The sequence below is a fragment of the Sulfitobacter sp. BSw21498 genome, from assembly GCF_006064855.1.
In the GTDB taxonomy this organism is placed as follows: Bacteria; Pseudomonadota; Alphaproteobacteria; order Rhodobacterales; family Rhodobacteraceae; genus Sulfitobacter.
Genome location: NZ_CP040753.1, coordinates 441,504 through 464,855 on the forward strand (window position 1 = coordinate 441,504; position 23,352 = coordinate 464,855).

Below are 23,352 nucleotides of genomic sequence, written 5' to 3' on the forward strand. Positions count from 1 at the left end.
CCCGGCCGTTCATCGCAGTGTTTATGCCCGATCTGATCCATAGCAACCCGATGGTGCACGCTCAATAGCGTGCTCCACGCTACGAAGGCCCCTACCATGCAGGAAATGCTTGCCTCTGGATCAGTTAACGCTTTCCTGGGCGCATGGTTAAACTTGTTCTCTTTCATAAAGCCGACTCGATCTACGAGGACGAGCCGGACGTCGTCTACGAATTTCCACGCCGCTATCTTAAGGCGGTTGAGGAGGCTGTCGGCGACTGGGTCGTATATTTCGAGCCGGTCAAGTCTGGGCCGCGCGGCTACTTCGCTGTGGCCAAGATCGAACAGGTGATCGCAAAGCCGGGCGTAGACGGGCGGTTCCTCGCGCTGATTGAGTCCAGGAGATTCCTTCCCTTCGACCGCGAAGTGCCGCGGCTTTTGAATGGGCGGCCACTAGAGACGTCCATGACACAGCCGGATGGCTCGCCGAAAAGAGGGGTGCCGCACAGCTGGCCGTGAGGCGTCTGCCGGAGGCAGACTTTGCGCATATCATTAACCTCGGCCTACCGCAGGACCTAGAGCGCATCGAGGCGACGCGCTACGATCCGCAGTTGGCTGAGCTTGGCGAGGGAGCCGAGCCCTTTGAGCGACCCGTATTGGAGCGGCTGACGCGCCGGCCTTATCGGGAGGTTGCGTTCCGGCGGAATGTGCGCGCTGCCTATGGCTACCGCTGTGCGATGTCGGGCTTGATGTTACGCAATGGTGGCGGGCGTCCGGAGGTGCAGGCGGCGCACATTCGGCCTGTTGAGAGCCAAGGAAGCGACTCGGTGCGCAACGGGCTCGCGCTGTCGGGAACATTGCACTGGATGTTTGACCGGGGTCTGATCTCGGTCGCTGACGACTGCGAGACGATCCTTGTGTCGCATAACAAGGTTCCTGGGGATGTCGTCGGGCGACTCCTGGCACCGGACGGCAAGCTGGTAAGGCCCGAAGACCCGCGAAACGCGCCTCACCCGGAAAACCTGCGTTGGCATCGAGAGAACGTGTTTGGCCGTAGCCTCCATGAGGGCGCGATGCCGTGGAGCGATTAGCCCTGAGTGCTGGCAATAGTGGAGTCTCAGGCAAGTATTGATCCGCCAACGCAGAAGAACGCAGAAATTACTGCGCCCTTGCTGGCATCAAGATGGCGAGTTGGTCAGGTTAAGGGCTGGTAGCTGTTGGCGAGATCGGAGGGCAGAGCGCATAAGAAGCGATTTTCCGCGCATTTTCTACTTTCGTTTTCTCAAGCAGTTCCCGGAAGAGAGTAGCCACAATCCGGGGGGTAATCCGGTCAGGATCGTTTAGGATTTCAGCGCCACCTTCGCCTTGAACTCAGGGGCATGCTGCTTTGGTTTCGACATCTTCGATCCCCTTCGTGGTGAAGATCAGCAGACAGCAAATCCAAGCTTAGGTCATTGTCCAGTTTTCGGGACTACCCCAAACGTTAGGTTCGGCCAAGGCTCCAGAAGAAATCCTCGGGAGCCTTCTGCGCTGGAGGTCAGTTTGGCGGACTTTCCTGTCGTGCGCTGCGGACGCATAGATTCCGCTGCGTTTGGAAAGACCTTTGGGGGGGGAGGGATAGGCTCAACTTGCCCGTTATGTCTACCAATCGCGTAACCACATCTACGTCGTAGACCCCGTAGCGGGCTAACGCTGAAATGGCATGGTATTAAGCTCGATCAGCAGGAATGACAGCCCGATCGCAACCGCGCACATCATGACGGGCACGAACCAGAAACTCGAGTTCAGATGTCGACAGAAAGCGGAAACCCGTTTCAGGGAAAATGGCGTTGCGATGCGGTGCTCTTTCCGATTGATTGTATCTCAAGGGCATTGCGGGTCGATGCCCTTGGGGCTGAAGTGCTGACGCAACTTTTCAGGACAGTACCCCTACTTCATAGAATACACCATCTGATACGGCAGATTAGGGCAACGTTGATCGCTCCGCCTCCATCTGCGTTTCGGCCTTTCGGACGAACAGTTCGGACGACATCCCAGGTGGGATCGGTGGTAGATACGAGACCGTGATTGCCCCCCCACGCTTGCTTGATCCGCTGGCACCCCAGAATTTGCCCGCGTTCACCAAGACGGGTAGCACGGGTACCCCCAGCTTTGAATACATCAGCTCGACCCCCCGCTTGAACCTGATTGGTTCACTCTCGTCCATACGTGTCCCTTGCGGAAAAACGAGAACCGATCGGCCAGCGGCAAGTGCTTCACGACTTTGGTTGAGCATAGCCTTTAGTGCCTTGGAGCCGCTCTCCCGATCGATGACGATCATCGGTGATTTACGGAGATACCAGCCGATTATCGGAATTCGCAGCAGTTCCTGTTTAGCGACAATTGCGACGTCGGGGAAAAGAACCAGAGCCGCGAGCGTTTCCCAAGTGGATTCGTGATTGCAGATAATGAGACAGGGTTCAGCCGGAATCAGGTCGCGACCTTTCTCGACGTAACGCAGCCCGACGATATGCCTAAGCCCGAACAAAACCCCGCGCACCCAAAGACGGGTTGCAGCCCTGATTGCTTTTCGCGGCGACCCAAGCAGCCAAAAGGCCAGCACTCCCAAGGAGAATAAGGTGGTCCAGCCGGCGAAAAATCCGTCGAACAGAAGTGATTTTATTTTGATCGTGTTCATGTGAGATTTCGTCATTATATGAGGGGTGGAAGAGTTCAAGTCACACTGCGATCAATGGTAGATTGAACCCCATTTGCAACGAGAAATGGGACTAAAAGTGAGACAACGCGCATGTCGGGAATGTCCTCTGCGGGAAAGTAACCTAAGGCCTCATGACGATCAATGCCGCAACAGCATCAATCCGGATTGTCCACTGGTCGATGCTTTGGCTACCGAAATGCTGCGCGATGCCAGAACGTCAGCAATGCGAAAATCGCTGCGCGCCGTCAAGTACTGCGGCCAAGATCGGTTATGGGCCGGTCTCGACATTGCAACCGTTGCTGCCCTTGCAAAGTCGCCACGTGCGACCAAAATCAAGGTGGGCTCGAAGCGGAAGGTGCGCTTCTAGGCTTCGACACGTTCGACATTTAACGCGGGCAAGGGGCGCTGCCCCCGCAGCCTTTGGCTGCTCCCCCGGGATTTAAGGCCATTTGGAACTGGTTATTTCGTTGCGATATGGGCGGCGCACGCCATCGCCGAGGACCATGCCCACTGGAAGTTATAGCCGCCTAGCCAACCGGTAACATCCACGGCCTCGCCGATAAAATAGAGACCGGTGCGGGCCTTGGTCTCCATCGTTTTGGAGGACAGCGCGTCGGTGTCGATCCCGCCAAGGGTGACTTCGGCTGTCCGGTAGCCTTCGGTGCCCGAAGGGGTCATCGTCCAGTTCGACAGCGCGTCGATCAACGCGGTGAGCTTTGCGTCCGACCAATCGGCGAGGTTGCCGCCCAGATCCATGATGCCCGCAAGATGATCGACCAGCCGCGCGGGCAGGTGGTGGGCCAGTTCGGTCGTGAAGTTGCGGCGGCCATAGCTTTGGCGTTGCGCGCGCAGCTTGCCCAACAGATCGTTGTCAGGCAGCAGATTTACCGTGATCGGTGCGCCTTCGGTCCAGTAGCTGGAGGCTTGAAGGATCGCGGGGCCGGAAAGGCCGCGGTGGGTAAAAAGCAAGGCTTCGTCAAAGGCGGGGCCTTGGGCGGTCACACGCGCAGGCGTTGCTGTGCCGGATATCGGGGCGAAGCGTGCGTCGGTGAAAGTAAAGGGAACCAGCCCTGCGCGGGTGTCGGTGACGGGGATGCCCATCTGCGCCGCGATCTCGTAGGCGCGGCCGGTCGCGCCCATCTTGGGAATGGATTTCCCGCCTGAAGCAACGACAAGATTGCGTGCGGTGATCGGCGTTGTGCCGTCGGGCGTGTGCAAGGTCATGCCGTAACCGGCATCCGTCGCGGCGATATCGGTCAGGGTGCTGAGCAACCGCAAATCCACACCAGATTTTTGCATCAATCCGCGCAGCATGGCGACGATCTCTTTGGCGGAGGTGTCGCAGAACAGCTGTCCGAGGGTTTTCTCGTGCCACGCGATGCCATGCGCGTCGACCAGTTCGATGAAATCCCACTGGGTATAGCGGGCAAGAGCTGATTTGGCGAAATGGGGATTGGCGCAGATGAAGGCTTGGGGCGTGCAGTGCATGTTGGTAAAGTTACAGCGCCCGCCGCCCGAGATGCGGATTTTCTCGCCCGGTGCTTTGGCATGGTCCACGACCAACACCGATCCGCCCGCGTGGGCCGCGCACATCATGCCTGCGGCCCCTGCGCCTAAAATTACCGTATTATATTGCATGGTCCCGCCTTTGCCTGAGCGGGGCAGGTCGGTCAAGTGGATGTGAGCGGGGTGGCAATCACGCGGATGAGGATTACCTCCGATAACGAAGCAATTATAGGAGAGACCCGATGAACGTACTAGACGCAGGCAACGCATTTCCGAAACTGACCGTCGCCGAGCTGCAGGGCGGGATGCTGACCCTTGGCACCCCGCGGGGTGAATTTGACTGGCAGTTGGTGGTTGTATACCGCGGGCTGCACTGCCCGATTTGCAAAACCTATCTGAAGACGCTGGATGGGTTGGTCGCGGACTTTAACAAGGCCGGGGTAGACGTCGTGGCCGTGTCGGGCGACCCGAAAGACAAAGCGCGCGAGATGGCGCAAGAGCAAGACCTGTCCCTGACTGTGGGCTATGATTTGAGCATCGCGCAGATGCAGGATCTGGGGCTGTATATTTCTGACCCACGCAGCCCGCAAGAAACTGACCAACCCTTCGCCGAGCCGGGTGTCTTTGTCGTCAACGCCGAGGGGAACATCCAGATTGTCGACATCTCGAACGCGCCTTTCGCGAGGCCCGATCTGCAAGGGCTGCTGAAAGGTATCAAGTTCGTGCGTGACAACGACTATCCGATCCGCGGCACACACGCGGGGGCATAGGCAGCTTTGCGCGGGGCTGGTTAAAACAGACTAGCCCCGCGTGACCTTTCGCGCTACACTGCAAGTTAGACCCCGAAAAGGGGCGGAACGAGGCAGTGTAAGGCAGGTCCCATGACAGAAATGGTCTATGGTGCGGTTCCCGTTCGGGATGGCGAACCGATTCTTCCAAAATGGTGGCGTACGATCGACAAATGGGCGATGTCTTGCATCCTCCTGTTGTTTGCCGTGGGCATGTTGCTAGGGCTGGCCGCGTCGCCGCCCTTGGCCGCGAAAAACGGGTTTGACTCGTTCCATTATGTACAGCGGCAGGCCGTCTTTGGTGTACTGGCTGTGATCGCGATGGTGCTGACGTCAATGATGACACCGATTATGGTCCGTCGCTTGGCGATCGTCGGCTTTCTTCTTTCCTTTGTCGCGCTGGCCCTGCTGCCGTTCTTTGGAACGGATTTCGGCAAGGGTGCTGTGCGCTGGTATTCGATGGGTTTTGCATCCTTCCAGCCATCAGAATTCCTCAAGCCCGGCTTTGTGGTCGTAGCGGCGTGGATGATGGCGGCGTCACTTGAGATCAACGGCCCCCCGGGCAAGACGTGGTCCTTTGCCTTGTGTATTTCTATTGTGTTGATGCTGGCGCTACAGCCCGACTTTGGGCAGGCGTGTCTGGTGCTGTTCGGCTGGGGCGTGATGTATTTTGTGGCAGGTGCCCCTTTGGTGCTGTTGGTCGGTATGGCCGGCCTCGTCGTACTGGCGGGCACTTTTGCCTATTCCAATTCAGAACACTTTGCCCGCCGGATTGACGGCTTCTTGTCGCCCGATATCGACCCGCGCACGCAGCTTGGCTATGCCACTGATGCGATCCGCGAAGGCGGTTTGTTCGGTGTTGGTGTGGGCGAGGGGCAGGTGAAATGGTCGCTGCCCGATGCGCATACCGATTTTATCATTGCCGTTGCGGCCGAAGAATACGGGCTGATCCTCGTGATGTGCGTTATCGCGCTTTATGCCGTGATCGTTGTGCGGTCGCTGCTGCGTCTGGTGCGTGAGCGGGATCCCTTCGTGCGTCTGGCGGGCACCGGTCTTGCGTGTATGTTCGGCGTGCAGGCGATGATCAATATGGGCGTTGCCGTGCGGCTGCTGCCGGCCAAGGGCATGACATTGCCGTTTGTCAGCTATGGCGGGTCGTCGGTGATTGCGTCGGGTATCGCCGTGGGCATGTTGCTGGCATTTACACGGTCGCGGCCGCAGGGGCAGATTTCTGACCTGCTTGGACGAGGTCGCGCCCGATGAGCGCCCCGCTGCTGGTGATCGCGGCGGGCGGCACGGGCGGGCATATGTTCCCCGCGCAGGCGCTGGCCGAAGTCATGCTTGCCCGCGGCTGGCGGGTAAAGCTGTCGACGGACGCGCGCGGTGCGCGCTACACAAGCGGCTTTCCCGACGCGGTCGAGATCCAGCAGGTCAGCAGCGCAACTTTCGCGCGCGGTGGGCTCATGGCGAAGGCGATGGCTCCGTTTCGAATTATGGGCGGTGTGATTGGCGGCGTCTTTGGGATGCTGCGCGATAAACCCGATGTGGTTGTCGGCTTTGGCGGCTATCCGTCGATCCCCGCGCTGGCCGCGGCATGGGTGCTGCGCAAACCACGCATGATCCATGAACAAAACGGCGTCTTGGGGCGCGTCAATAATCTGTTCGCCAAACGCGTCGATGCGGTGGCGTGCGGGACATGGCCGACCACGCTCCCCGACGGGGTAAGCGCACAGCATACTGGCAATCCGGTGCGTGCTTCTGTGCTGGAACGGGCCGGTGCCGGTTATATCGCGCCCGGTGATTATCCGATGGAGCTGTTGGTGATGGGCGGCAGCCAGGGCGCGCGGATCCTCAGCGAGGTCATCCCCCCCGCCATCGCCGATCTGCCGCTGGATCTGTTGCGCAATATCCGCGTGAGCCATCAGGCACGCGACGAAGACGGTGAACGCGTCGCGGCTTTCTATGCCGAAAACGGTATCAACGCAGATGTGCAGCCGTTTTTCCACGATGTGCCGCGCCGCATGTCCGAAGCCCAGCTGGTGATCAGCCGCGCGGGCGCGTCCAGCGTCGCCGATATCTCTATTATCGGGCGGCCCTCAATCCTGATCCCCTATGCGGCTGCCACAGGCGATCACCAATCCGCGAATGCCCGCGGGCTTGTCGACGCCGGTGCCGCGATCATGGTGCCAGAAAACATGGCAAACCCCGACAGCCTGCGCGCCCAAATTGAAATGGTGCTGACCCACGCCGATGGTGCGTTGCAGATGTCACGCGCAGCACTATCTGTCGCCAAACCAGACGCCGCAGAAGAACTCGCCCAGATGGTGGAAGCCCTGGCAACCGAAGGAAAGAAACGATGAACGCAGCCACGAAGCTTCCGACTGATGTGGGCCCGATCCATTTCGTAGGCATCGGCGGTATCGGCATGTCAGGCATTGCCGAAGTGTTGTTGAACCACGGCTATCGCGTGCAGGGGTCTGATCTGAAGTCGACCAAGATCACAGACCGTCTGGTGGATCTTGGCGCGACTGTTTTTGAAGGGCAGCAGGCCGCGAACATCGAAGGGGCCGCGGTTATCGTGATCTCTTCCGCGATCAAACCGGGCAACCCCGAACTTGATGCGGCACGGGTGGCAGGGCTGCCGATCGTGCGCCGCGCAGAGATGCTGGCAGAGCTGATGCGCTTGAAATCCAACATCGCCGTTGCCGGAACCCACGGCAAGACAACCACGACAACGATGGTGGCCGAACTGCTGGTCAAAGGTGGCATCGACCCGACTGTCGTGAATGGCGGGATCATCCACGCCTATGGCTCGAATGCACGTATGGGGCAGGGCGAATGGATGGTGGTCGAAGCGGATGAATCCGACGGCACCTTTAACCGTCTGCCGGCGACCATTGCGATCGTGACCAACATCGACCCCGAACATATGGAGCATTGGGGCGACTTTGATACCCTGCGCAAAGGGTTTCTGGACTTCGTATCAAACATTCCGTTCTACGGGCTGGCTGTCTGCTGCATTGACCACCCCGAAGTGCAAGCGCTGGTGGGTAAGATCACCGACCGCCGCGTGATGACCTATGGCTTTAACACGCAAGCCGATGTGCGCGCGATCAACCTGCACTACAAGGCGGGCGTGGCGCATTTCGATATCGTATTTCAGGCCGAAGGGATCACAATCAAGGATTGTAGCTTGCCCATGCCGGGGGATCATAACGTTTCGAACGCAATGGCGGCGGTTGCTGTGTCCAGACACCTTGGCATGAAAGCCGAAGAAATCCGGGCCGCACTGGCGGGCTTTGGCGGTGTGAACCGGCGCTTTACCAAAGTGGGCGAAGTCGACGGTGTGACAATTATCGATGACTACGGTCACCACCCGGTTGAAATCACCGCTGTGCTCAAGGCTGCGCGTCAGGCCACCGAAGGGCGCGTCATCGCCGTGCACCAGCCACACCGCTACAGCCGCCTGCACCATCACTTTGAAGAGTTCTGTGCCTGCTTTAACGATGCCGATGTGGTTGGCATCGCCGAGGTCTATGCCGCGGGCGAAGACCCCATCGAAGGGGCAGGGCGCGACGATCTGGTTGCAGGGCTGATCCGTCACGGCCACCGCGATGCCCGCGCCGTCCAAAGCGAGGAAGATCTGGCGCGGCTTGTGCGCGAGAAGGCAGGTCCGGGGGATATGGTTGTTTGCCTCGGGGCGGGCACCATAAGCACATGGGCCAACGCCTTGCCCGACGCGCTGGCTGCGCTAAAGAAGGAAGCCGTGTAAATGGAACCGACCCCTGTATATGGGGGCCGGTCATGACCTTGATTTGGGCTTGCATCCTGTGGGTCTTTTGCTCGGCCACGGTGGCGACGCTGCCGATGCGTCTTCAATATATTCCCGGTATCTTACTGCTGATCGCCGCACCTGTGCTGATCGTCTTGATCGGTCTTCAGGAGGGCTGGCTGTTCACCTTGCTCGCACTTGCTGCCTTTGTGTCCATGTTCCGCAATCCCTTGCGCTTTTTGCTGGCCAAGCTGCGCGGACAAAACCCCGAGGTACCCAAATGAGTACATCACTGGTTCTTGCCTGTTTCTGGGCCGTCGTTGCGAATGTGTTGGCGATGACACCCAGTTCTGACCAGCACTGGCGCAGCGCCTATGTGTTGATTGCCGTGGGAATTCCCGTACTGGGCTATGTCACCATGCAGCATGGCCCTTGGGTCGGGATGCTGGTGTTTGCGGGCGGCTGTTCGGTGCTGCGCTGGCCCGTGATCTATTTGATGCGCTGGCTGCGCGGTGCTGCAGTTAGGGATGCGGCAGAATGAATCTGACGTTGGTCATTCTTATCGGCATTCTCGTTGCGTGGATGCTGGCCTCTGGTTGGTGTGGGCTGGCGCGGCGCTATGGTGGCTTTGTGCTGGTCTTGCTGACCGGATTGGCGTTGAACTGGGCGTGGATGATCTGGGGCTTAGGCGCGAAACCGTTCGAGCGACCGGTGTTCATGGCCCAAGCCGCGGCCACAGGATATGCGTTCTGTGCGTTCCTTGTCGGCTGGGTGGCCGGTCGCCTTACCCGCACCCTGCGTGCAAACCGCCCCGATTAACGCGCTTGCGGTCCACCTGTCTTTGAGACGTGTGGAAAATTGACCTCCCCGCCAAAGAGAGCTACGCGAAGCCCATGACAGATATTTCCTTTCCCGATATGCGCGGCAAGCTGACGCAAAACCGTCCCTTGGCTGATCTGACGTGGCTGCGTGTGGGCGGCCCTGCCGATTATTTCTACCAGCCTGCGGATGCGGATGATCTGGCGGCGTTCCTGAAGGCGTTGCCGCGCGATGTGGTTGTCATGCCAATGGGCGTCGGGTCGAATGTGATCGTGCGCGACGGCGGCTTGCGCGCTGTGGTGATCCGGTTGGGGCGCGGGTTTAATGCCATCAGCTGCCAGGATGGTAACGTCACCGCGGGCGCAGCCGCGCTCGACGCCCATGTGGCGCGCAAGGCGGCGGACGCGGGGCTTGATCTAACGTTTCTGCGCACAATACCAGGTAGCATCGGCGGCGCGGTGCGGATGAACGCGGGTTGCTACGGCACCTATACCGCTGATTATTTCATCAGCGCAGAGGCGATCACCTGTGAGGGCGAACATGTCACGCTTGGGCCTGATGACATGAAATTCGCCTATCGCCAGTCCGCGCTGCCGGACGGGTGTGTCATCACCTCGGCCACGTTTGCGCCGCCCCAAGGCGATGCCGATGCGCTGCATGCGCGGATGGAAGAGCAGCTGCGCAAACGCGACGAAACACAACCCACCAAGGACCGCAGCGCAGGGTCGACGTTTCGCAATCCGGCAGGATTTTCCAGCACGGGGCAGGCCGACGATCGCCACGATCTGAAGGCGTGGAAGGTCATTGACGATGCCGGGTTGCGCGGTGCCACCTTGGGCGGTGCGCAGATGAGCCCGAAACATCCCAACTTCCTGATCAATACCGGGTCCGCGACGGCGGCCGACCTTGAGGCATTAGGCGAGTTGGTGCGAAAAAAGGTTTACGATTCCAGCGGGATTACGCTAGAGTGGGAAATTATGCGGATCGGCGAAAAATAATCGTTCGAGCGTCATGATACAGGGTCCGTAAGTGACCCGACACAGAATAAATAAGGGTCGCAACAGGCCCATTTAAAAAGGCAGATTGAGTGGGATTGTCGAGCAGGACACCCCCGAGAGTTGCAGTATTGTTGGGTGGCCCCTCCGCTGAGCGCGAGGTGTCTCTTTCAACAGGGCGCGCGTGCGCAGCGGCTTTGCGGGACCGGAATTTCGAAGTCATCGAGGTCGATTGCGGCCCCGATCTTTGTGCTGACTTGGTTACAGCCAAGCCTGATGTGGTTCTGAACTGCCTGCATGGTCGCTGGGGCGAAGATGGTTGCGTTCAGGGGATCCTTGAATGGATGGGGCTGCCTTACACGCACTCCGGCGTGCTGGCCTCTGCACTGGCGATGGACAAGCAGCGCAGCAAGGAAGTTTTCCGTGCCGCAGGCCTGCCCGTTGTTGAAAGCGTGATCGTTCCGGCCTCTACTGTGCGCGGGTCGCATGTGATGGATCCGCCCTACGTCGTGAAGCCGAACAACGAAGGCTCGTCCGTTGGCGTTTATCTGGTCGAGGTCGAAAACAACGGCCCGCCGCAGTTGGACGACGCCATGCCCGCCGAGGTGATGGTCGAGAAATTTGTCGCTGGTCGCGAGCTGACCACCACTGTGATGGGGCAGCGGGCGCTCACCGTGACCGATATCCAGACCACGGGCTGGTATGATTACGACGCGAAATACAAAGCCGGCGGATCAACCCATGTGGTGCCGGCCGACATCCCGCACGAGATTTTCGAACTTTGCATGGATTACGCCCTGCGCGCGCATAACGCGCTTGGGTGTCGTGGCGTCAGCCGCACAGATTTCCGCTGGGATGAAAGCAAGGGCGCTGCGGGTCTTTTCCTGCTCGAGACCAACACACAACCTGGCATGACCCCCACGTCGCTGTCGCCAGAACAGGCACAGTCAGTGGGTATTTCCTTCGGCGAGCTGTGCGCCTGGATGATCGAGGACGCGTCATGCAATCGTTGATCAAACGCGTTAAACCCGCCAAGCTGGGCAAGACTGATCCAGCGCCATCACGTTGGGCATGGCGGATGCAGCGCCTTATGCTGACGCCGACCTTCCGGTTCGGGTTGCGCGTCGGGGTGCCGTTTTGTCTGGCGATGACGGCGGGGACAATTTACCTCGCGGACGAAGCACGGCGCGGACAGCTGTTCGATATCTACGCAAACGCGCGCACCAGCATCCAGCAGCGGCCCGAATTCATGGTCAAGCTGATGGCGATCGACGGCGTAGAAGGGACCTTGGCCGCCGATGTCCGCGCCACGGTGCCTGTTGAATTTCCGACCAGCTCGTTCGATCTGGATCTTCCAGCGCTGCGCGACGCGATCACCAATCTTCCCGGCGTCAAACAGGCGTCGCTTCGGGTCAAGCCGGGCGGTGTATTGCAAGTATCGGTGCAGCCGCGGGTGCCGGTCGCTGTTTGGCGCAGTCAGGACGGGCTGTCGCTGATCGACGCCGAGGGCAGCACCATCGGGCAGATCGCGGCACGTGGCGAGCGTACGGACCTTCCGCTGGTCGTGGGTGAAGCTGCGAACATACGCGTGGGCGAAGCGCTTGAATTGATCCGCACGGCGGCTCCGTTGGGGGAGCGGCTGCGGGGGTTGGTGCGCATGGGAGAACGTCGTTGGGACGTCGTTCTTGACCGTGAGCAGCGTATCTTGCTGCCCGAAACACAGGCCGTTCAGGCGCTGGAGCGGGTGATCGCGCTGGAAGGCGCGGAAGAGGTGCTAAGCCGCGATGTGGCGCGGGTAGATATGCGGTTGGCGCAGCGGCCCACCGTGCAAATGAACAAAGAAGCCACACAAGAATTGTGGCGCATCAGGCAGATTTCGGGACAGTGAAAACATGATGGACCTATACGATAGTCAGCGATCCATGCGCCACATGCGTAAGCTTGCGATGCAACGCGGCGTGGTGGCTATTCTGGATGTGGGCAGCTCTAAGATTGCCTGCCTTGTCTTGCGTTTTGACGGCACGGGCCGCATGTCCGAAGAGGGTGAAATCGGGTCGCTTGCGGGGCAGTCGGGCTTTCGTGTGATCGGCGCTGCAACCACACGGTCGCGCGGGGTCCGCTTTGGCGAAATTTGCGCCATGCAGGAAACAGAACGCGCCGTGCGCACCGCGCTGCAGGCTGCTCAGAAAATGGCGAACATCCGCGTGGATCACGTGATCGCCTGTTTCTCGGGGGCCGAGCCGCGCAGCTATGGTCTGGACGCCACGCTTGAACTGGAAGGGCAAGTCGTATCCGAGCAGGACGTCGCGCAGGTTCTGGCCAATTGCGATGTCCCGGAATACGGCGAAGGCCGCGAGGTCCTGCACGCGCAGCCCGTGAACTTTGCCCTGGATAACCGGTCGGGTCTGTCCGATCCGCGCGGACAATTAGGCAATACGCTGTCGGTCGACATGCATATGCTGACCGTCGATGCCGCTGCGGTTCAACACCTTGCCCATTGCATCAAACGCTGTGACCTTGAATTGGCAGGTATCGCGTCCTCTGGCTATGTCTCGGGGATTTCATCGCTGGTCGAAGACGAACAAGAGCTGGGGGCGGCCTGCATCGATTTGGGCGGCGGATCGACCTCTGTGTCGATCTTTATCCGCAAACACATGATTTATGCCGATAGCGTCCGTATGGGCGGCGACCACATTACCTCTGATATCTCTATGGGATTGCAGGTGCCGACGGCCAACGCCGAGCGGATCAAGACGTTCTATGGTGGGGTGCATGCGACAGGCATGGATGACCGCGAGATGATCGATATCGGTGGGGATACCGGTGACTATGAACACGACCGCCGTACCGTCAGCCGCGCAGAGCTGATCGGCATTATGCGCCCGCGTGTCGAAGAAATTCTCGAAGAGGTCCGCGCCCGTCTGGATGCCGCGGGATTTGATCACCTACCAAGCCAGCAGATCGTGCTGACGGGTGGGGGTAGTCAAATTCCGGGCCTTGATGGGCTGGCCAGCAAGATCTTGGGCCAACAGGTCCGTTTGGGCCGCCCGTTGCGCGTCCACGGCCTGCCACAGGCTGCAACCGGGCCCGGTTTTGCCTCTGCCGTGGGGCTCGCGTTATTCGCCGCGCACCCGCAGGACGAGTGGTGGGATTTCGACATTCCTGCCGACCGATATCCGGCCCGATCGTTGAAGCGCGCTGTCAAGTGGTTCCGCGACAACTGGTAACCCCCAGATGCGGTGCGCGCGTCGAAATCATGAGAAAACCGGCAAAAAAACGCCCATATAATGTGTCAAAATCGTGTTTTCTAGGTGACGCAAGGGCGTTATCCCTATACAACAAGGGGAATTGCACAAAAAATGCTCCGTAAGCGAGCTAAACAATACAGGCGGACGGCTCATGACCCTCAATCTTTCAATGCCCGGACAGGGCGACCTGAAACCCCGCATCACAGTGTTTGGTGTTGGCGGGGCAGGCGGCAACGCCGTGAACAACATGATCGAAAAAGAACTCGATGGTGTTGATTTCGTGGTTGCCAACACGGACGCGCAAGCGTTGCAGCAAGCCAAGGCGGAGAACCGCGTTCAGCTGGGCATCAAAGTTACCGAAGGTCTGGGTGCTGGCGCACGGGCGTCGGTCGGTGCTGCTGCTGCGGAAGAAAGCATTGAACAGATTGTAGATCACCTGGCCGGCGCACACATGTGCTTTATCACGGCAGGTATGGGCGGGGGCACCGGGACAGGTGCTGCGCCAATTATCGCCCAAGCCGCACGCGAGCTGGGTGTCCTGACCGTAGGCGTCGTGACCAAACCGTTCCAGTTCGAGGGCATCAAGCGGATGCGTCAAGCCGAGGACGGCATCGAGGCGCTGCAAAAAGTTGTCGACACACTGATCATCATTCCCAACCAGAACCTGTTCCGTCTGGCGAATGAAAAAACCACCTTTACCGAAGCATTCTCGCTTGCAGATGACGTGCTGTATCAAGGCGTCAAAGGCGTTACAGACCTGATGGTCCGTCCCGGCCTGATCAACCTCGACTTTGCTGACGTTCGCGCTGTGATGGACGAAATGGGCAAGGCGATGATGGGTACCGGCGAGGCCGAGGGCGAAGATCGCGCCATCCAGGCTGCCGAAAAGGCCATCGCGAACCCGCTGCTGGACGAAATCAGCCTGCGCGGTGCCAAGGGCGTTCTGATCAACATCACCGGCGGCCACGACCTGACCTTGTTCGAACTGGACGAGGCGGCGAACCGTATCCGCGAAGAAGTCGACCCAGACGCGAATATCATCGTTGGGTCCACGCTCGACACTGAACTGGGTGGCGTTATGCGCGTGAGCGTTGTCGCGACAGGTATCGATGCGGTTGACGTGAACACAGAAATGCCTGTGCCACGCCGTTCGATGTCGCAGCCGTTGCCAGCCAGAACCCTTGAGGTTGAACAAGCCCCAGCCACCGAGACGCCTGCACCACTTGCTGCCCAAGCGGAATACGAAGAAGAGCCGCAGCAGCAGTTGTTCCAGGAAGACCAGTCTTCCCAGCACGGTGGTTTCTCTGACAACCGCTACGAAGACAACGCGTCCAACGCCGATGATCTTCCCCCCCCTGCTTACCGTCCCGAGGTTGCGTCTTTTCAGCCGCGCCACGAAGAGGTGAATGTCGACGCGCAACAGCAAGAAGCATTTGTCGCGCCACGCGCGTCTGCACCGGGCACCCCATCGCCCGAAGCTTTGGCCCGCCTGCGCGCGGCGGCTCAGAAAGCGTCGCCAACCCAGCAGCAACAACCGCAACGCCAGCCTCAGGCACAGCCCCAGCAGCAGCGTCAGCAACCTGCCGCGGCCGATCAGGGCGAAAAGCGTTTCGGGATCAATTCGTTGATCAACCGCATGACCGGCCACGGTGAGGCGGAAACCCAGCAGCAGCGCCCCGCACGCCAGCAGCCGCCGGTCCAGACCCGCGCGTCCTCTGCCGCGCCACAGCCGCGCGATCTGCAAGACGAAGATCAAGAGCGGATCGAGATCCCCGCGTTCCTGCGTCGCCAGGCGAACTAAGAAACGGCAAGACGTCCTCGTATGCGTCTAAAAGGCCACCCTTCGGGGTGGTCTTTTTCGTTAGCGGTACAACTTCAGGGATGCTGCGGTGCAGCAACTGCGGTAATATTTGTTAAAAAACCGCAGCTCAGTCTTCACGCTTTGCCAGACATGCGACATGCCTGATTTCTTAAGTTTATATTAAAATCAGTCGCTTACCGTGAATGAGCGGATATTACCCCTTAATTGTGACAGTCATGTTTCAGACGGTAGTAATCATTGAATTGAGCAATCGGAACGGCCCAGATAGGACAGAGTTCAACTTAGACAGATGATCTTTGGACAGTGAGTATTAACCGTGCAGACAACCATCAAGACAGCGATCAGCTTTAGCGGCACCGGCCTTCATTCGGGTCGTCCCGCAACTGTGACCATCCGTCCTGCTGGTGTGCATCACGGTATCTGGTTCTCACGCAGCGACGTTGATGTGGGTGATCGTTTGATCCCTGCGCGTTGGGATGCGGTGAACCGTTCGCCGCTTTGCACCAAGCTTGAGAATGCGACGGGCCTGCAGGTCTCTACTGTTGAGCACCTGATGGCGGCGCTGGCCGGTTGCGGTATCCACAACGCATTAATCGAGATCGACGGCCCCGAAGTGCCGATCCTTGACGGGTCTGCCGCGCCGTTCGTGCGTGGTATCATGCAGCGCGGTGTGCGCATGCTGGCGGCCCCTGTACGGGCATTTGAGGTGCTCAAGACCGTCACTGTGACCGACGGCGAAGCATCGGCCACCATCTCGCCTGCGGACACACTGAAGATCGACTTTGTCATCGATTTTGCAGACGCCGCCATCGGCCATCAGGAAAAGTCGCTGGTGATGAACAACGGCAGCTTCGCGCGTGAACTTTGCGACAGCCGTACCTTCTGCCGTCAGGCGGATGTGGATGCGATGCAAGCCAACGGTCTGGCCTTGGGCGGCAACGCCGGCGAGAACGCGGTCGTATTTGACGGCGACCAAGTCCTCAGCCCGGGCGGTCTGCGCCATTCGGACGAACCTGTACGCCACAAGATGCTGGATGCCTTGGGCGATCTGGCGCTGGCAGGTGCGCCGCTTATTGGACACTATACCGGTGTTCGCGCAGGTCACAGCCTGACCAACACGCTGCTGCGCGCGCTGTTCGCGACCCCCGGCGCGGTGCGTATGGTCGAATGCGACGCACAGATGGCGTCGCGTCTGCCGGGCTTTGGCCTTGAGTGGGATGAAATTCCCGCCGTTGCCTGAAATCGTGATCGCGGTGACGAAGGGCAGGGCATTAACGACGGTTGAAACTCCGGTGGTGCTTGGGTAATCCTTTGTTTACGATTTGGCCGGTCGACAGCTGCCCTTGCGGGGGACTGCCGAATGGTCGTTTTGTTGCGCGAAACCTTGTGCTAGTCACGGGCAAAGGCGTATCGTGAAACGTGACGCAGAGTTTAAAGCGAGGGTGAAACGCATGACGGGTACGATGTCGCGCAAGCGGGTGGTCGGTGCGGTGCTTTTGGCGGGCGTTCTTGGCGCGTGCGGTGGTGCTCAGGATACGGGTCGGACGACCAACAGCTTCTTCAACCCTCAGGAAATCCCGCTTGAAACCTATTCGGCCGAACAGATTTTTGAACGCGGCGAATTCGAACTAAACCGCAAACGCCCCGCCGAAGCCGCTGAGTATTTCTCGGAAATCGAGCGCCTGTATCCCTATTCCGAATGGGCCAAACGCGCGCTGATCATGCAGGCTTTTGCCTTCCATCAGGATCAGGACTACCCCAGCAGCCGGTCTGCCGCGCAGCGCTATATCGATTTCTTCCCCGATGACGATGACGCGTCTTATGCCAGCTATCTGCTGGCGCTTAGCTATTATGACCAGATCGACGAAGTCGGCCGCGATCAGGGCCTGACTTTCCAGGCGCTGCAAGCGTTGCGCCGCGTGATAGAGGATTACCCTGACAGCGAATATGCGCGGTCTGCGGTGCTTAAGTTCGATCTTGCCTTCGACCATCTGGCGGGCAAGGAAATGGAAGTCGGGCGCTATTATCTGCGCCGCGAGCATTACACCGCGTCGATCAACCGGTTCCGCGTTGTCGTCGAGGATTTCCAGACCACCACCCACACAGCCGAAGCGCTGCATCGCTTGGTCGAGGCCTATCTCTCGCTTGGCCTGACCGACGAAGCACAGACTGCCGGGGCCATTTTGGGCCACAACTACCAGTCGACCGAGTGGTACGCCGCCAGCTATAAGTTGTTGACCGGTCAAGGGCTTGAAATGAAGTCCCTTGGGGACAACTGGCTGACCGCGATTTACCGCCAAACGATCAAGGGCGAATGGATCTGACCACGCGCCTTTTTACGGCCCTCACGGATAGTGACCCATGCTACGCGGCCTAGATATTTCGGATATGCTGATCATCGACCGGCTGGAGCTTGCGTTTCAGCCGGGTTTGAACGTTCTGACCGGTGAAACAGGCGCGGGCAAATCGATCCTGCTTGATAGTCTGGGATTTGTGCTGGGCTGGCGTGGACGTGCTGATCTGGTGCGTCAGGGCGCGTCTCAGGGCGAGGTGACAGCGTGGTTCGATCTGCCAGAGGGGCACGCGGCCCATGCGGTACTGGAAGAGGCCGGACTGCCGGGTGGGAGCGAGCTGATCCTGCGTCGGATCAACGGCTCTGACGGACGCAAGACGGCGTGGGTCAACGATCGGCGCTGTTCGGGCGAGGTGCTGCGCGCGCTGTCCGAGACGTTGGTAGAGCTGCACGGCCAGCATGACGACCGCGGGCTTCTTGACCCAAAGGGCCACCGCGCCATTCTGGATGAATTCGCGGGCACGGTTGCGCTGCGGGCCAAGGTGCGTCAGGCATGGTCCGCCCTCGCTGCGGCACGCAAGGCGGCGAAACAGGCCGCTGCCGACCGCGAAGCCATTGCAGCCGAAGAAGAATACCTGCGCCATGCCGTCGCAGAGCTGGACAAGCTGGACCCGCAAGCGGGCGAGGAAGAACAGCTGGATGCGCGCCGTCGTTTGATGCAAAGCGCCGAAAAGATCCGCAGCGATGTGGTCAACGCTTACGAGATGATGGGACAGGGCGGCGCAGAGACCCAGTTGGGCGACGCCCTGCGCTGGCTTGACGGCGTCGCCCACAAAGCCGACGGCGCGCTAGAGGCCCCGATGGCCGCGCTGTCACGTGCGATGGTCGAACTGGACGACGCGACGGAGGGCGTGGTCGCCGCGATCGACACCATGTCGTTCAACCCGATCGAGCTCGAGGAAGCCGAAGAACGACTGTTCGCCATCCGCGGCATGGCCCGCAAGCACGAGGTACAGGCCGATGAGCTGGCTGGCTTTGCCGACACGCTGCGCGGCAAGCTGGATGCGCTAGACGCGGGCGAGGCAGCACAGGCCGGTCTCGAGAAAGCCGTGCGTGATGCCCAAGCCGCCTATGACGCCGCCGCTGACGCACTGACCGATGCACGCCAAAAGAATGCAGGCAAGCTGGACAAGGCCGTCGCCGCTGAGCTTGCCCCGCTTAAAATGGAACGCGCGGTTTTTGCGACCCAGATCACAACCGAAACACCGGGCCCCGAGGGGCGTGACGCGGTATCCTTCACCGTTGCCACCAACCCCGGCGCGCCTGCGGGACCTTTGGGCAAGATCGCATCGGGCGGGGAACTAAGCCGCTTTCTGCTCGCGCTCAAGGTTTGTCTGGCCAAGGGGCAAACCGGCCTGACGATGATTTTTGACGAAATCGACCGTGGTGTTGGCGGTGCAACAGCCGATGCGGTGGGGCGGCGTCTGGCGGCGCTGTCGCAGGGCGGTCAGGTGCTTGTTGTCACCCACTCGCCGCAGGTGGCCGCTTTGGGCGCACACCACTGGCGTGTGTCCAAGGCCGTGTCCAAAGGGATGACTTTGTCGACGGTCACGCCGTTGTCGGCCCCCGAACGGGTGGACGAGGTCGCGCGTATGCTGGCCGGAGACACGATCACCGACGCCGCCCGCGCTGCTGCACGCGAGCTTTTGGGCGAAGAATTCGCCAGCTAAGAGCCTCGTCTTGATTGCAGGGGTTTTAACGCAGGCGGCTCTGTCCTAGACATGGGGAAACCCTGACAGCAAAGCCGCCATGCCTTTGAAACCGCGCCCCTTTCTGAACCAGCAATATGACACGCTGTGCAGCCATGCGCGTTTTGGCTGGGGCGTGCTGCGTGAAAAGGGGCCGGGCAAGGTTACCTTTTGGTTCATCGCGCTGGTGATCGGTATTTGCGCGGGTTTTGCCGCGCTATTTTTTCGCAAAGGGATCAATGCGTTACAGGCGCTTCTTTATGGCACCGAAGATGTCCAGCGTTTGCACAGCTATATTGGCAGCCTCGAATGGTATTGGGTCGTTTTAATTCCTACGATCGGCGGGCTTACTGTGGGGCTCATCCTACATAATTTCACCCGCGATGCCCGCGCGCGCAGTGTCGGCGATGTGATCCTCGGGGCCGCACTACACGAAGGGCGTGTGGAAACGCGGGCAGGGATCGCGTCGGCTTTGGCCTCGCTGATCACGCTCAGCACCGGCGGGTCGTCGGGGCGCGAAGGGCCGGTTGTTCACCTTGCTGGCGTGATCGCGACGTTGGTTAGTCGTCGGATCAACGCAAGCGGCATCACCGGGCGCGACCTGCTGGGCTGCGCTGTGGCGGCAGCTGTATCGGCCAGCTTTAACGCACCGATTGCAGGGGCGCTTTTTGCGCTAGAGATCGTGTTGCGCCACTTTGCCGTGCATGCGTTCGCCCCGATCGTCATCGCCTCTGCCGCGGGGACGGTGATTAACCGGCTAGAGTTTGGCGGCCTGACCGAATTTGTCCTGCCCACCGTGGGCGACATGTCGTTCTACGCGGAACTGCCAGCGTTTTTGCTGCTCGGGCTGACCTGCGGCGTGGTCGCGGTATTCCTGATGCGCGGCATCTTTTGGGCCGAGGATATCGGCAATTTAATTCAGGCCCGCAGCAAGCTGCCACGGTATCTGCGGCCGGCTGTGGCGGGTGCGATCCTTGGCGTAATCGCGCTGTGGTTCCCCCATATCATCGGCGTCGGGTACGAGACGACAACCCGCGCCCTGAGCGGCGATATGATCCTGCACGAGGCGGTCGTTTTTGCCGTGCTCAAGATCATCGCCGTGTCGATCACACTTGGGGGGCGCATGGGCGGCGGTGTGTTCTCGCCCTCGCTGATGCTGGGCGCGTTGACGGGGCTGGCGTTTGGTCTGATCGCCACGGGCGTATTCCCCACGATGTCGGGTGCGACCTCGCTTTATGCGCTGGCGGGAATGGGGGCGGTGGCGGCAGCCGTTCTGGGCGCGCCGATTTCTACGACGTTGATTGTGTTCGAACTGACAGGTGACTGGCAGACGGGTCTTGCGGTCATGGTCGCTGTCAGCATGTCTACGGGGTTGGCGTCACGTCTGGTGCACCGCAGCTTTTTTCTCACCCAGATGGAGCGGCGTGGTATTCACCTTGCGGCCGGTCCACAGGCCTATTTGCTGGGCATGTTCATGGTCGGCCGCATCATGCGCCGCCCCGACGATCTGCGTGCCGCGAACGAGGAAACCTGTTGGGAACTGATCGGCGAAGGGACCTATATTGACGGCACCGCCACACTAGAGGCCGCCATGCCGATTTTCGAGCAGACCGGTGCTGCCTTTATTCCAGTGGTCACGCTGAAACCCGAATCGCCGCCAGAATTGCTGGGCGCGTTGTTCCATGTCGATGCCCTCAAGGCCTATAACCGCGCCCTGGCCGAAACCGCCGCCGAAGAACATTCTTAATTGTTGCTACTTTCAGCACAGTAGGTCGTGCGAGATATGATTGTCGTGAAATATTGAAATGCGGCTGAATTGCGGCAGGAATTTGGCTTTGCTGGGACGGTCCCCGTGAACTACACTCTTAAGTATAGTTTTGGGGGATTTTAACATGCTTGGATTGACTTTACTGCCGGCGCTCGCGCTTTTTGGAATGGCAGGGCTGATGGGCAGCGACGACGGTGATGATGACATATCGGAGGACATCGAAGACGTGTCAGAGCCAAATGTCACATCCCCGCAGATTGTACTGCAACAGGGCACCAATGGGCCTGACCTGGTCACCGGCACGGGGGCAAATGATGACATCGATGCCTTTGGCGGGGACGACACGGTAAACGGCTTTGGTGGGGATGACACCGTCCAGGGCGGTGCTGGCAACGACATGCTGCACCTTGGCGGTGGCGACAACCTTGGCAATGGCGAAGAGGGCCGCGATACCGTCAACGGTGGCCCCGGCAGTGATACGCTTTTGGGTGGCAATGGCGCGGACAGCCTGACCGGTTTCGGGGGCGACGATGATCTGTCTGGCGGGCAGGGCAGCGACATGCTGCGCGGTGGCGTGGGCGACGATCTGCTGAACGGGAACAACGGCAGCGATACACTCGACGGCGGTGCCGACAATGACACCCTGATAGGTGGCAGCGGCGACGACAGCTTGGCGGGTTTCGGCGGTGCGGATTCCCTTGTGGGCGGTCTTGGGTCCGACACCCTGATCGGCGGGTCCGACAACGATACGCTTTTGGGCGGCGGGCTGATGGACACGCTCTTTGGCGGTTCCGGCGACGATGTGCTGCGCGGTGGCACCAACAACGATCTAATCAACGGTGGGTCGGGCAATGACGACGCCATGGGCAACTTTGGCGCGGATACTGTGCTGGGGGGCCGCGGCAATGACACGCTTAGCGGTGGCGAAGGCTTTGACTACCTTGAAGGGAATGATGGTGACGACATCCTGATGGGCAACGCGGGCAACGACGGGCTCAGCGGCGGCGCGGGCAACGATACCCTTATGGGCGGCGTCGGCAGCGATACGCTCAGCGGGCTGGCGGGCGATGATGTGCTCGACGGTGAGGGTGGCAACGATCTGCTGAATGGCAACGGTGGGAACGACACGTTGATGGGCGGCGGGTTGAACGACACGCTGAACGGCAACGGGGGCGATGACGTGATCAGCGGCGGCACCCAAAGCGATCTGATCAATGGTGGCAGCGGCAATGACGACCTGTCGGGCGATGCAGGGGCCGATACGATCAACGCGGGCCCTGGCAATGACACGCTGTCAGGCGGCGAAGGGCCGGACAAGTTGGCGGGCAACAAGGGTGACGACCTGATCGATGGTGATGCCGGGAATGACGCATTGTTCGGCGGTATGGGCGATGACACGTTGAACGGCGGGGCGGGGAATGATTTCCTTATCTCGGGGCTGGGTGCTGACAGCATCGACGGCGGTGCCGGTGATGACGTGATCCGTGCGTTTGACTTCAACCTCGACGGCAATGTGTCAGGCGATACGGATACGATGGCCGATGTGGTGCTGGGAGGCGACGGCGACGACACCATCAGCGCCAACGACGGCGATACGGTGACAGGGGGTGACGGGGCCGATGTAATCAACGCCATCGGCTATGATCAGATTGGAAAGGCACCGGTGATCGTGACCGATTTCAACCTTGCCGAAGACGGTCTGTACCTGCAAGAAACCCAAGGATCGCCCGCCAGCTTCGCCCCCGGGGACGGCATGTTCGAAATCCGCGCCGCGGCCAATGGCACCGACAGCGAGCTTGTGGTCAACGGCAATGTCGTGGTGATCGTGCAAAACACCAGCGCCGCCGATCTCGGCGCGGACACAAGCTGGCTGCTGAACGCATAAGAGGGGCCGCAGCCCCCCTTACATCAACCTTG

General features: G+C 60.0%; 21 protein-coding genes. 19 read left to right on the forward strand and 2 right to left on the reverse strand.

Translation table 11 applies throughout. The annotated features are described in order from the left end of the window. The first annotated feature begins 143 nt into the window (after positions 1-143). Complete coding sequence (locus tag E5180_RS15860) at positions 144-497, forward strand: hypothetical protein (protein WP_254700515.1); 354 nt, start codon at positions 144-146, stop codon at positions 495-497. Then, positions 494-1,069, forward strand: coding sequence for an HNH endonuclease (locus E5180_RS15865; protein WP_254700516.1), 576 nt, complete (start codon positions 494-496; stop codon positions 1,067-1,069). Before E5180_RS15860 ends, E5180_RS15865 begins: the two co-directional genes overlap by 4 nt. 872 nt (positions 1,070-1,941) lie before the next feature. Here E5180_RS15865 and E5180_RS02255 read toward each other — a convergent pair. Both E5180_RS02255 and E5180_RS02260 read right to left on the reverse strand, forming a co-directional pair. Next, positions 1,942-2,655, reverse strand: coding sequence for a lysophospholipid acyltransferase family protein (locus tag E5180_RS02255; protein ID WP_138922963.1), 714 nt, complete (start codon positions 2,653-2,655; stop codon positions 1,942-1,944). Positions 2,656-3,135: 480 nt separating this feature from the next. Beyond that, complete coding sequence (locus E5180_RS02260) at positions 3,136-4,314, reverse strand: NAD(P)/FAD-dependent oxidoreductase (protein WP_138922964.1); 1,179 nt, start codon at positions 4,312-4,314, stop codon at positions 3,136-3,138. A gap of 110 nt (positions 4,315-4,424) precedes the next feature. Between E5180_RS02260 and E5180_RS02265 the strand changes: the two genes are divergently transcribed. From E5180_RS02265 to E5180_RS02345, 17 genes are all read left to right on the forward strand, one after another. After that, positions 4,425-4,952: a peroxiredoxin-like family protein gene (locus tag E5180_RS02265; protein ID WP_138922965.1), complete on the forward strand. Its 528-nt coding sequence runs from the start codon at positions 4,425-4,427 to the stop codon at positions 4,950-4,952. A 111-nt stretch (positions 4,953-5,063) separates the two neighbouring features. Continuing rightward, entirely contained in the window at positions 5,064-6,233 is a 1,170-nt protein-coding gene (gene ftsW, locus E5180_RS02270) for a putative lipid II flippase FtsW (RefSeq protein ID WP_138922966.1), read from the forward strand. Beyond that, positions 6,230-7,330 carry a UDP-N-acetylglucosamine--N-acetylmuramyl-(pentapeptide) pyrophosphoryl-undecaprenol N-acetylglucosamine transferase gene (locus E5180_RS02275; RefSeq protein WP_138922967.1) on the forward strand — a complete coding sequence of 367 codons (1,101 nt, stop codon included), beginning with the start codon at positions 6,230-6,232 and terminating at the stop codon, positions 7,328-7,330. Before ftsW ends, E5180_RS02275 begins: the two co-directional genes overlap by 4 nt. Continuing rightward, positions 7,327-8,742: a UDP-N-acetylmuramate--L-alanine ligase gene (gene murC / locus E5180_RS02280; protein WP_138922968.1), complete on the forward strand. Its 1,416-nt coding sequence runs from the start codon at positions 7,327-7,329 to the stop codon at positions 8,740-8,742. Before E5180_RS02275 ends, murC begins: the two co-directional genes overlap by 4 nt. 32 nt (positions 8,743-8,774) lie before the next feature. Next, positions 8,775-9,026, forward strand: a complete 252-nt coding sequence (locus E5180_RS02285; RefSeq protein ID WP_138922969.1) for a DUF2484 family protein — start codon at positions 8,775-8,777, stop codon at positions 9,024-9,026. Further along, entirely contained in the window at positions 9,023-9,283 is a 261-nt protein-coding gene (locus tag E5180_RS02290) for a DUF2484 family protein (RefSeq protein ID WP_138922970.1), read from the forward strand. The genes E5180_RS02285 and E5180_RS02290 overlap by 4 nt, the downstream gene beginning before the upstream one ends. Next, positions 9,280-9,561, forward strand: a complete 282-nt coding sequence (locus tag E5180_RS02295; RefSeq protein WP_138922971.1) for a hypothetical protein — start codon at positions 9,280-9,282, stop codon at positions 9,559-9,561. Before E5180_RS02290 ends, E5180_RS02295 begins: the two co-directional genes overlap by 4 nt. A 74-nt stretch (positions 9,562-9,635) precedes the next feature. Next, positions 9,636-10,559 (forward strand): UDP-N-acetylmuramate dehydrogenase, encoded by a 924-nt coding sequence (murB, locus tag E5180_RS02300; protein WP_138922972.1) that lies wholly within the window; start codon positions 9,636-9,638, stop codon positions 10,557-10,559. Positions 10,560-10,648: 89 nt separating this feature from the next. Further along, positions 10,649-11,569, forward strand: a complete 921-nt coding sequence (locus E5180_RS02305) for a D-alanine--D-alanine ligase (protein ID WP_138922973.1) — start codon at positions 10,649-10,651, stop codon at positions 11,567-11,569. After that, the gene (locus E5180_RS02310) at positions 11,557-12,444 is read left to right on the forward strand and encodes a cell division protein FtsQ/DivIB (protein WP_138922974.1); all 888 of its coding nucleotides are present in this window, start codon (positions 11,557-11,559) and stop codon (positions 12,442-12,444) included. The genes E5180_RS02305 and E5180_RS02310 overlap by 13 nt, the downstream gene beginning before the upstream one ends. A 4-nt stretch (positions 12,445-12,448) precedes the next feature. Next, positions 12,449-13,783, forward strand: a complete 1,335-nt coding sequence (ftsA, locus tag E5180_RS02315; RefSeq protein WP_138922975.1) for a cell division protein FtsA — start codon at positions 12,449-12,451, stop codon at positions 13,781-13,783. A 172-nt stretch (positions 13,784-13,955) separates the two neighbouring features. Next, positions 13,956-15,605 (forward strand): cell division protein FtsZ, encoded by a 1,650-nt coding sequence (ftsZ, locus tag E5180_RS02320; protein WP_138922976.1) that lies wholly within the window; start codon positions 13,956-13,958, stop codon positions 15,603-15,605. Between the two features lie 337 nt (positions 15,606-15,942). Further along, entirely contained in the window at positions 15,943-16,866 is a 924-nt protein-coding gene (gene lpxC / locus E5180_RS02325) for a UDP-3-O-acyl-N-acetylglucosamine deacetylase (protein ID WP_138922977.1), read from the forward strand. Between the two features lie 211 nt (positions 16,867-17,077). After that, positions 17,078-17,950 (forward strand): outer membrane protein assembly factor BamD, encoded by an 873-nt coding sequence (locus E5180_RS02330; RefSeq protein ID WP_138922978.1) that lies wholly within the window; start codon positions 17,078-17,080, stop codon positions 17,948-17,950. Positions 17,951-17,987: 37 nt separating this feature from the next. Then, positions 17,988-19,649: a DNA repair protein RecN gene (gene recN, locus E5180_RS02335; RefSeq protein ID WP_138922979.1), complete on the forward strand. Its 1,662-nt coding sequence runs from the start codon at positions 17,988-17,990 to the stop codon at positions 19,647-19,649. A gap of 79 nt (positions 19,650-19,728) precedes the next feature. Beyond that, positions 19,729-21,414, forward strand: coding sequence for a chloride channel protein (locus E5180_RS02340; RefSeq protein ID WP_138922980.1), 1,686 nt, complete (start codon positions 19,729-19,731; stop codon positions 21,412-21,414). Between the two features lie 145 nt (positions 21,415-21,559). After that, positions 21,560-23,320 carry a calcium-binding protein gene (locus E5180_RS02345; RefSeq protein WP_138922981.1) on the forward strand — a complete coding sequence of 587 codons (1,761 nt, stop codon included), beginning with the start codon at positions 21,560-21,562 and terminating at the stop codon, positions 23,318-23,320. The last annotated feature ends 32 nt before the right edge of the window (positions 23,321-23,352 follow it).

What these genes read in the sequence shown, in the direction of transcription:
- E5180_RS02260 (WP_138922964.1), bottom strand. Translation starts at nt 4,314, where the DNA reads ATGCAATATAATACGGTAATTTTAGGCGCAGGGGCCGCAGGCATGATG.
- ftsA (WP_138922975.1), top strand. Translation starts at nt 12,449, where the DNA reads ATGATGGACCTATACGATAGTCAGCGATCCATGCGCCACATGCGTAAG.
- E5180_RS02295 (WP_138922971.1), top strand. Translation starts at nt 9,280, where the DNA reads ATGAATCTGACGTTGGTCATTCTTATCGGCATTCTCGTTGCGTGGATG.
- murC (WP_138922968.1), top strand. Translation starts at nt 7,327, where the DNA reads ATGAACGCAGCCACGAAGCTTCCGACTGATGTGGGCCCGATCCATTTC.
- E5180_RS02310 (WP_138922974.1), top strand. Translation starts at nt 11,557, where the DNA reads ATGCAATCGTTGATCAAACGCGTTAAACCCGCCAAGCTGGGCAAGACT.
- E5180_RS02285 (WP_138922969.1), top strand. Translation starts at nt 8,775, where the DNA reads ATGACCTTGATTTGGGCTTGCATCCTGTGGGTCTTTTGCTCGGCCACG.
- E5180_RS02275 (WP_138922967.1), top strand. Translation starts at nt 6,230, where the DNA reads ATGAGCGCCCCGCTGCTGGTGATCGCGGCGGGCGGCACGGGCGGGCAT.
- E5180_RS15860 (WP_254700515.1), top strand. Translation starts at nt 144, where the DNA reads ATGGTTAAACTTGTTCTCTTTCATAAAGCCGACTCGATCTACGAGGAC.
- E5180_RS02330 (WP_138922978.1), top strand. Translation starts at nt 17,078, where the DNA reads ATGACGGGTACGATGTCGCGCAAGCGGGTGGTCGGTGCGGTGCTTTTG.
- E5180_RS02340 (WP_138922980.1), top strand. Translation starts at nt 19,729, where the DNA reads ATGCCTTTGAAACCGCGCCCCTTTCTGAACCAGCAATATGACACGCTG.
- E5180_RS02290 (WP_138922970.1), top strand. Translation starts at nt 9,023, where the DNA reads ATGAGTACATCACTGGTTCTTGCCTGTTTCTGGGCCGTCGTTGCGAAT.
- E5180_RS02345 (WP_138922981.1), top strand. Translation starts at nt 21,560, where the DNA reads ATGCTTGGATTGACTTTACTGCCGGCGCTCGCGCTTTTTGGAATGGCA.
- ftsZ (WP_138922976.1), top strand. Translation starts at nt 13,956, where the DNA reads ATGACCCTCAATCTTTCAATGCCCGGACAGGGCGACCTGAAACCCCGC.
- murB (WP_138922972.1), top strand. Translation starts at nt 9,636, where the DNA reads ATGACAGATATTTCCTTTCCCGATATGCGCGGCAAGCTGACGCAAAAC.
- ftsW (WP_138922966.1), top strand. Translation starts at nt 5,064, where the DNA reads ATGACAGAAATGGTCTATGGTGCGGTTCCCGTTCGGGATGGCGAACCG.
- E5180_RS02265 (WP_138922965.1), top strand. Translation starts at nt 4,425, where the DNA reads ATGAACGTACTAGACGCAGGCAACGCATTTCCGAAACTGACCGTCGCC.
- recN (WP_138922979.1), top strand. Translation starts at nt 17,988, where the DNA reads ATGCTACGCGGCCTAGATATTTCGGATATGCTGATCATCGACCGGCTG.
- E5180_RS02255 (WP_138922963.1), bottom strand. Translation starts at nt 2,655, where the DNA reads ATGAACACGATCAAAATAAAATCACTTCTGTTCGACGGATTTTTCGCC.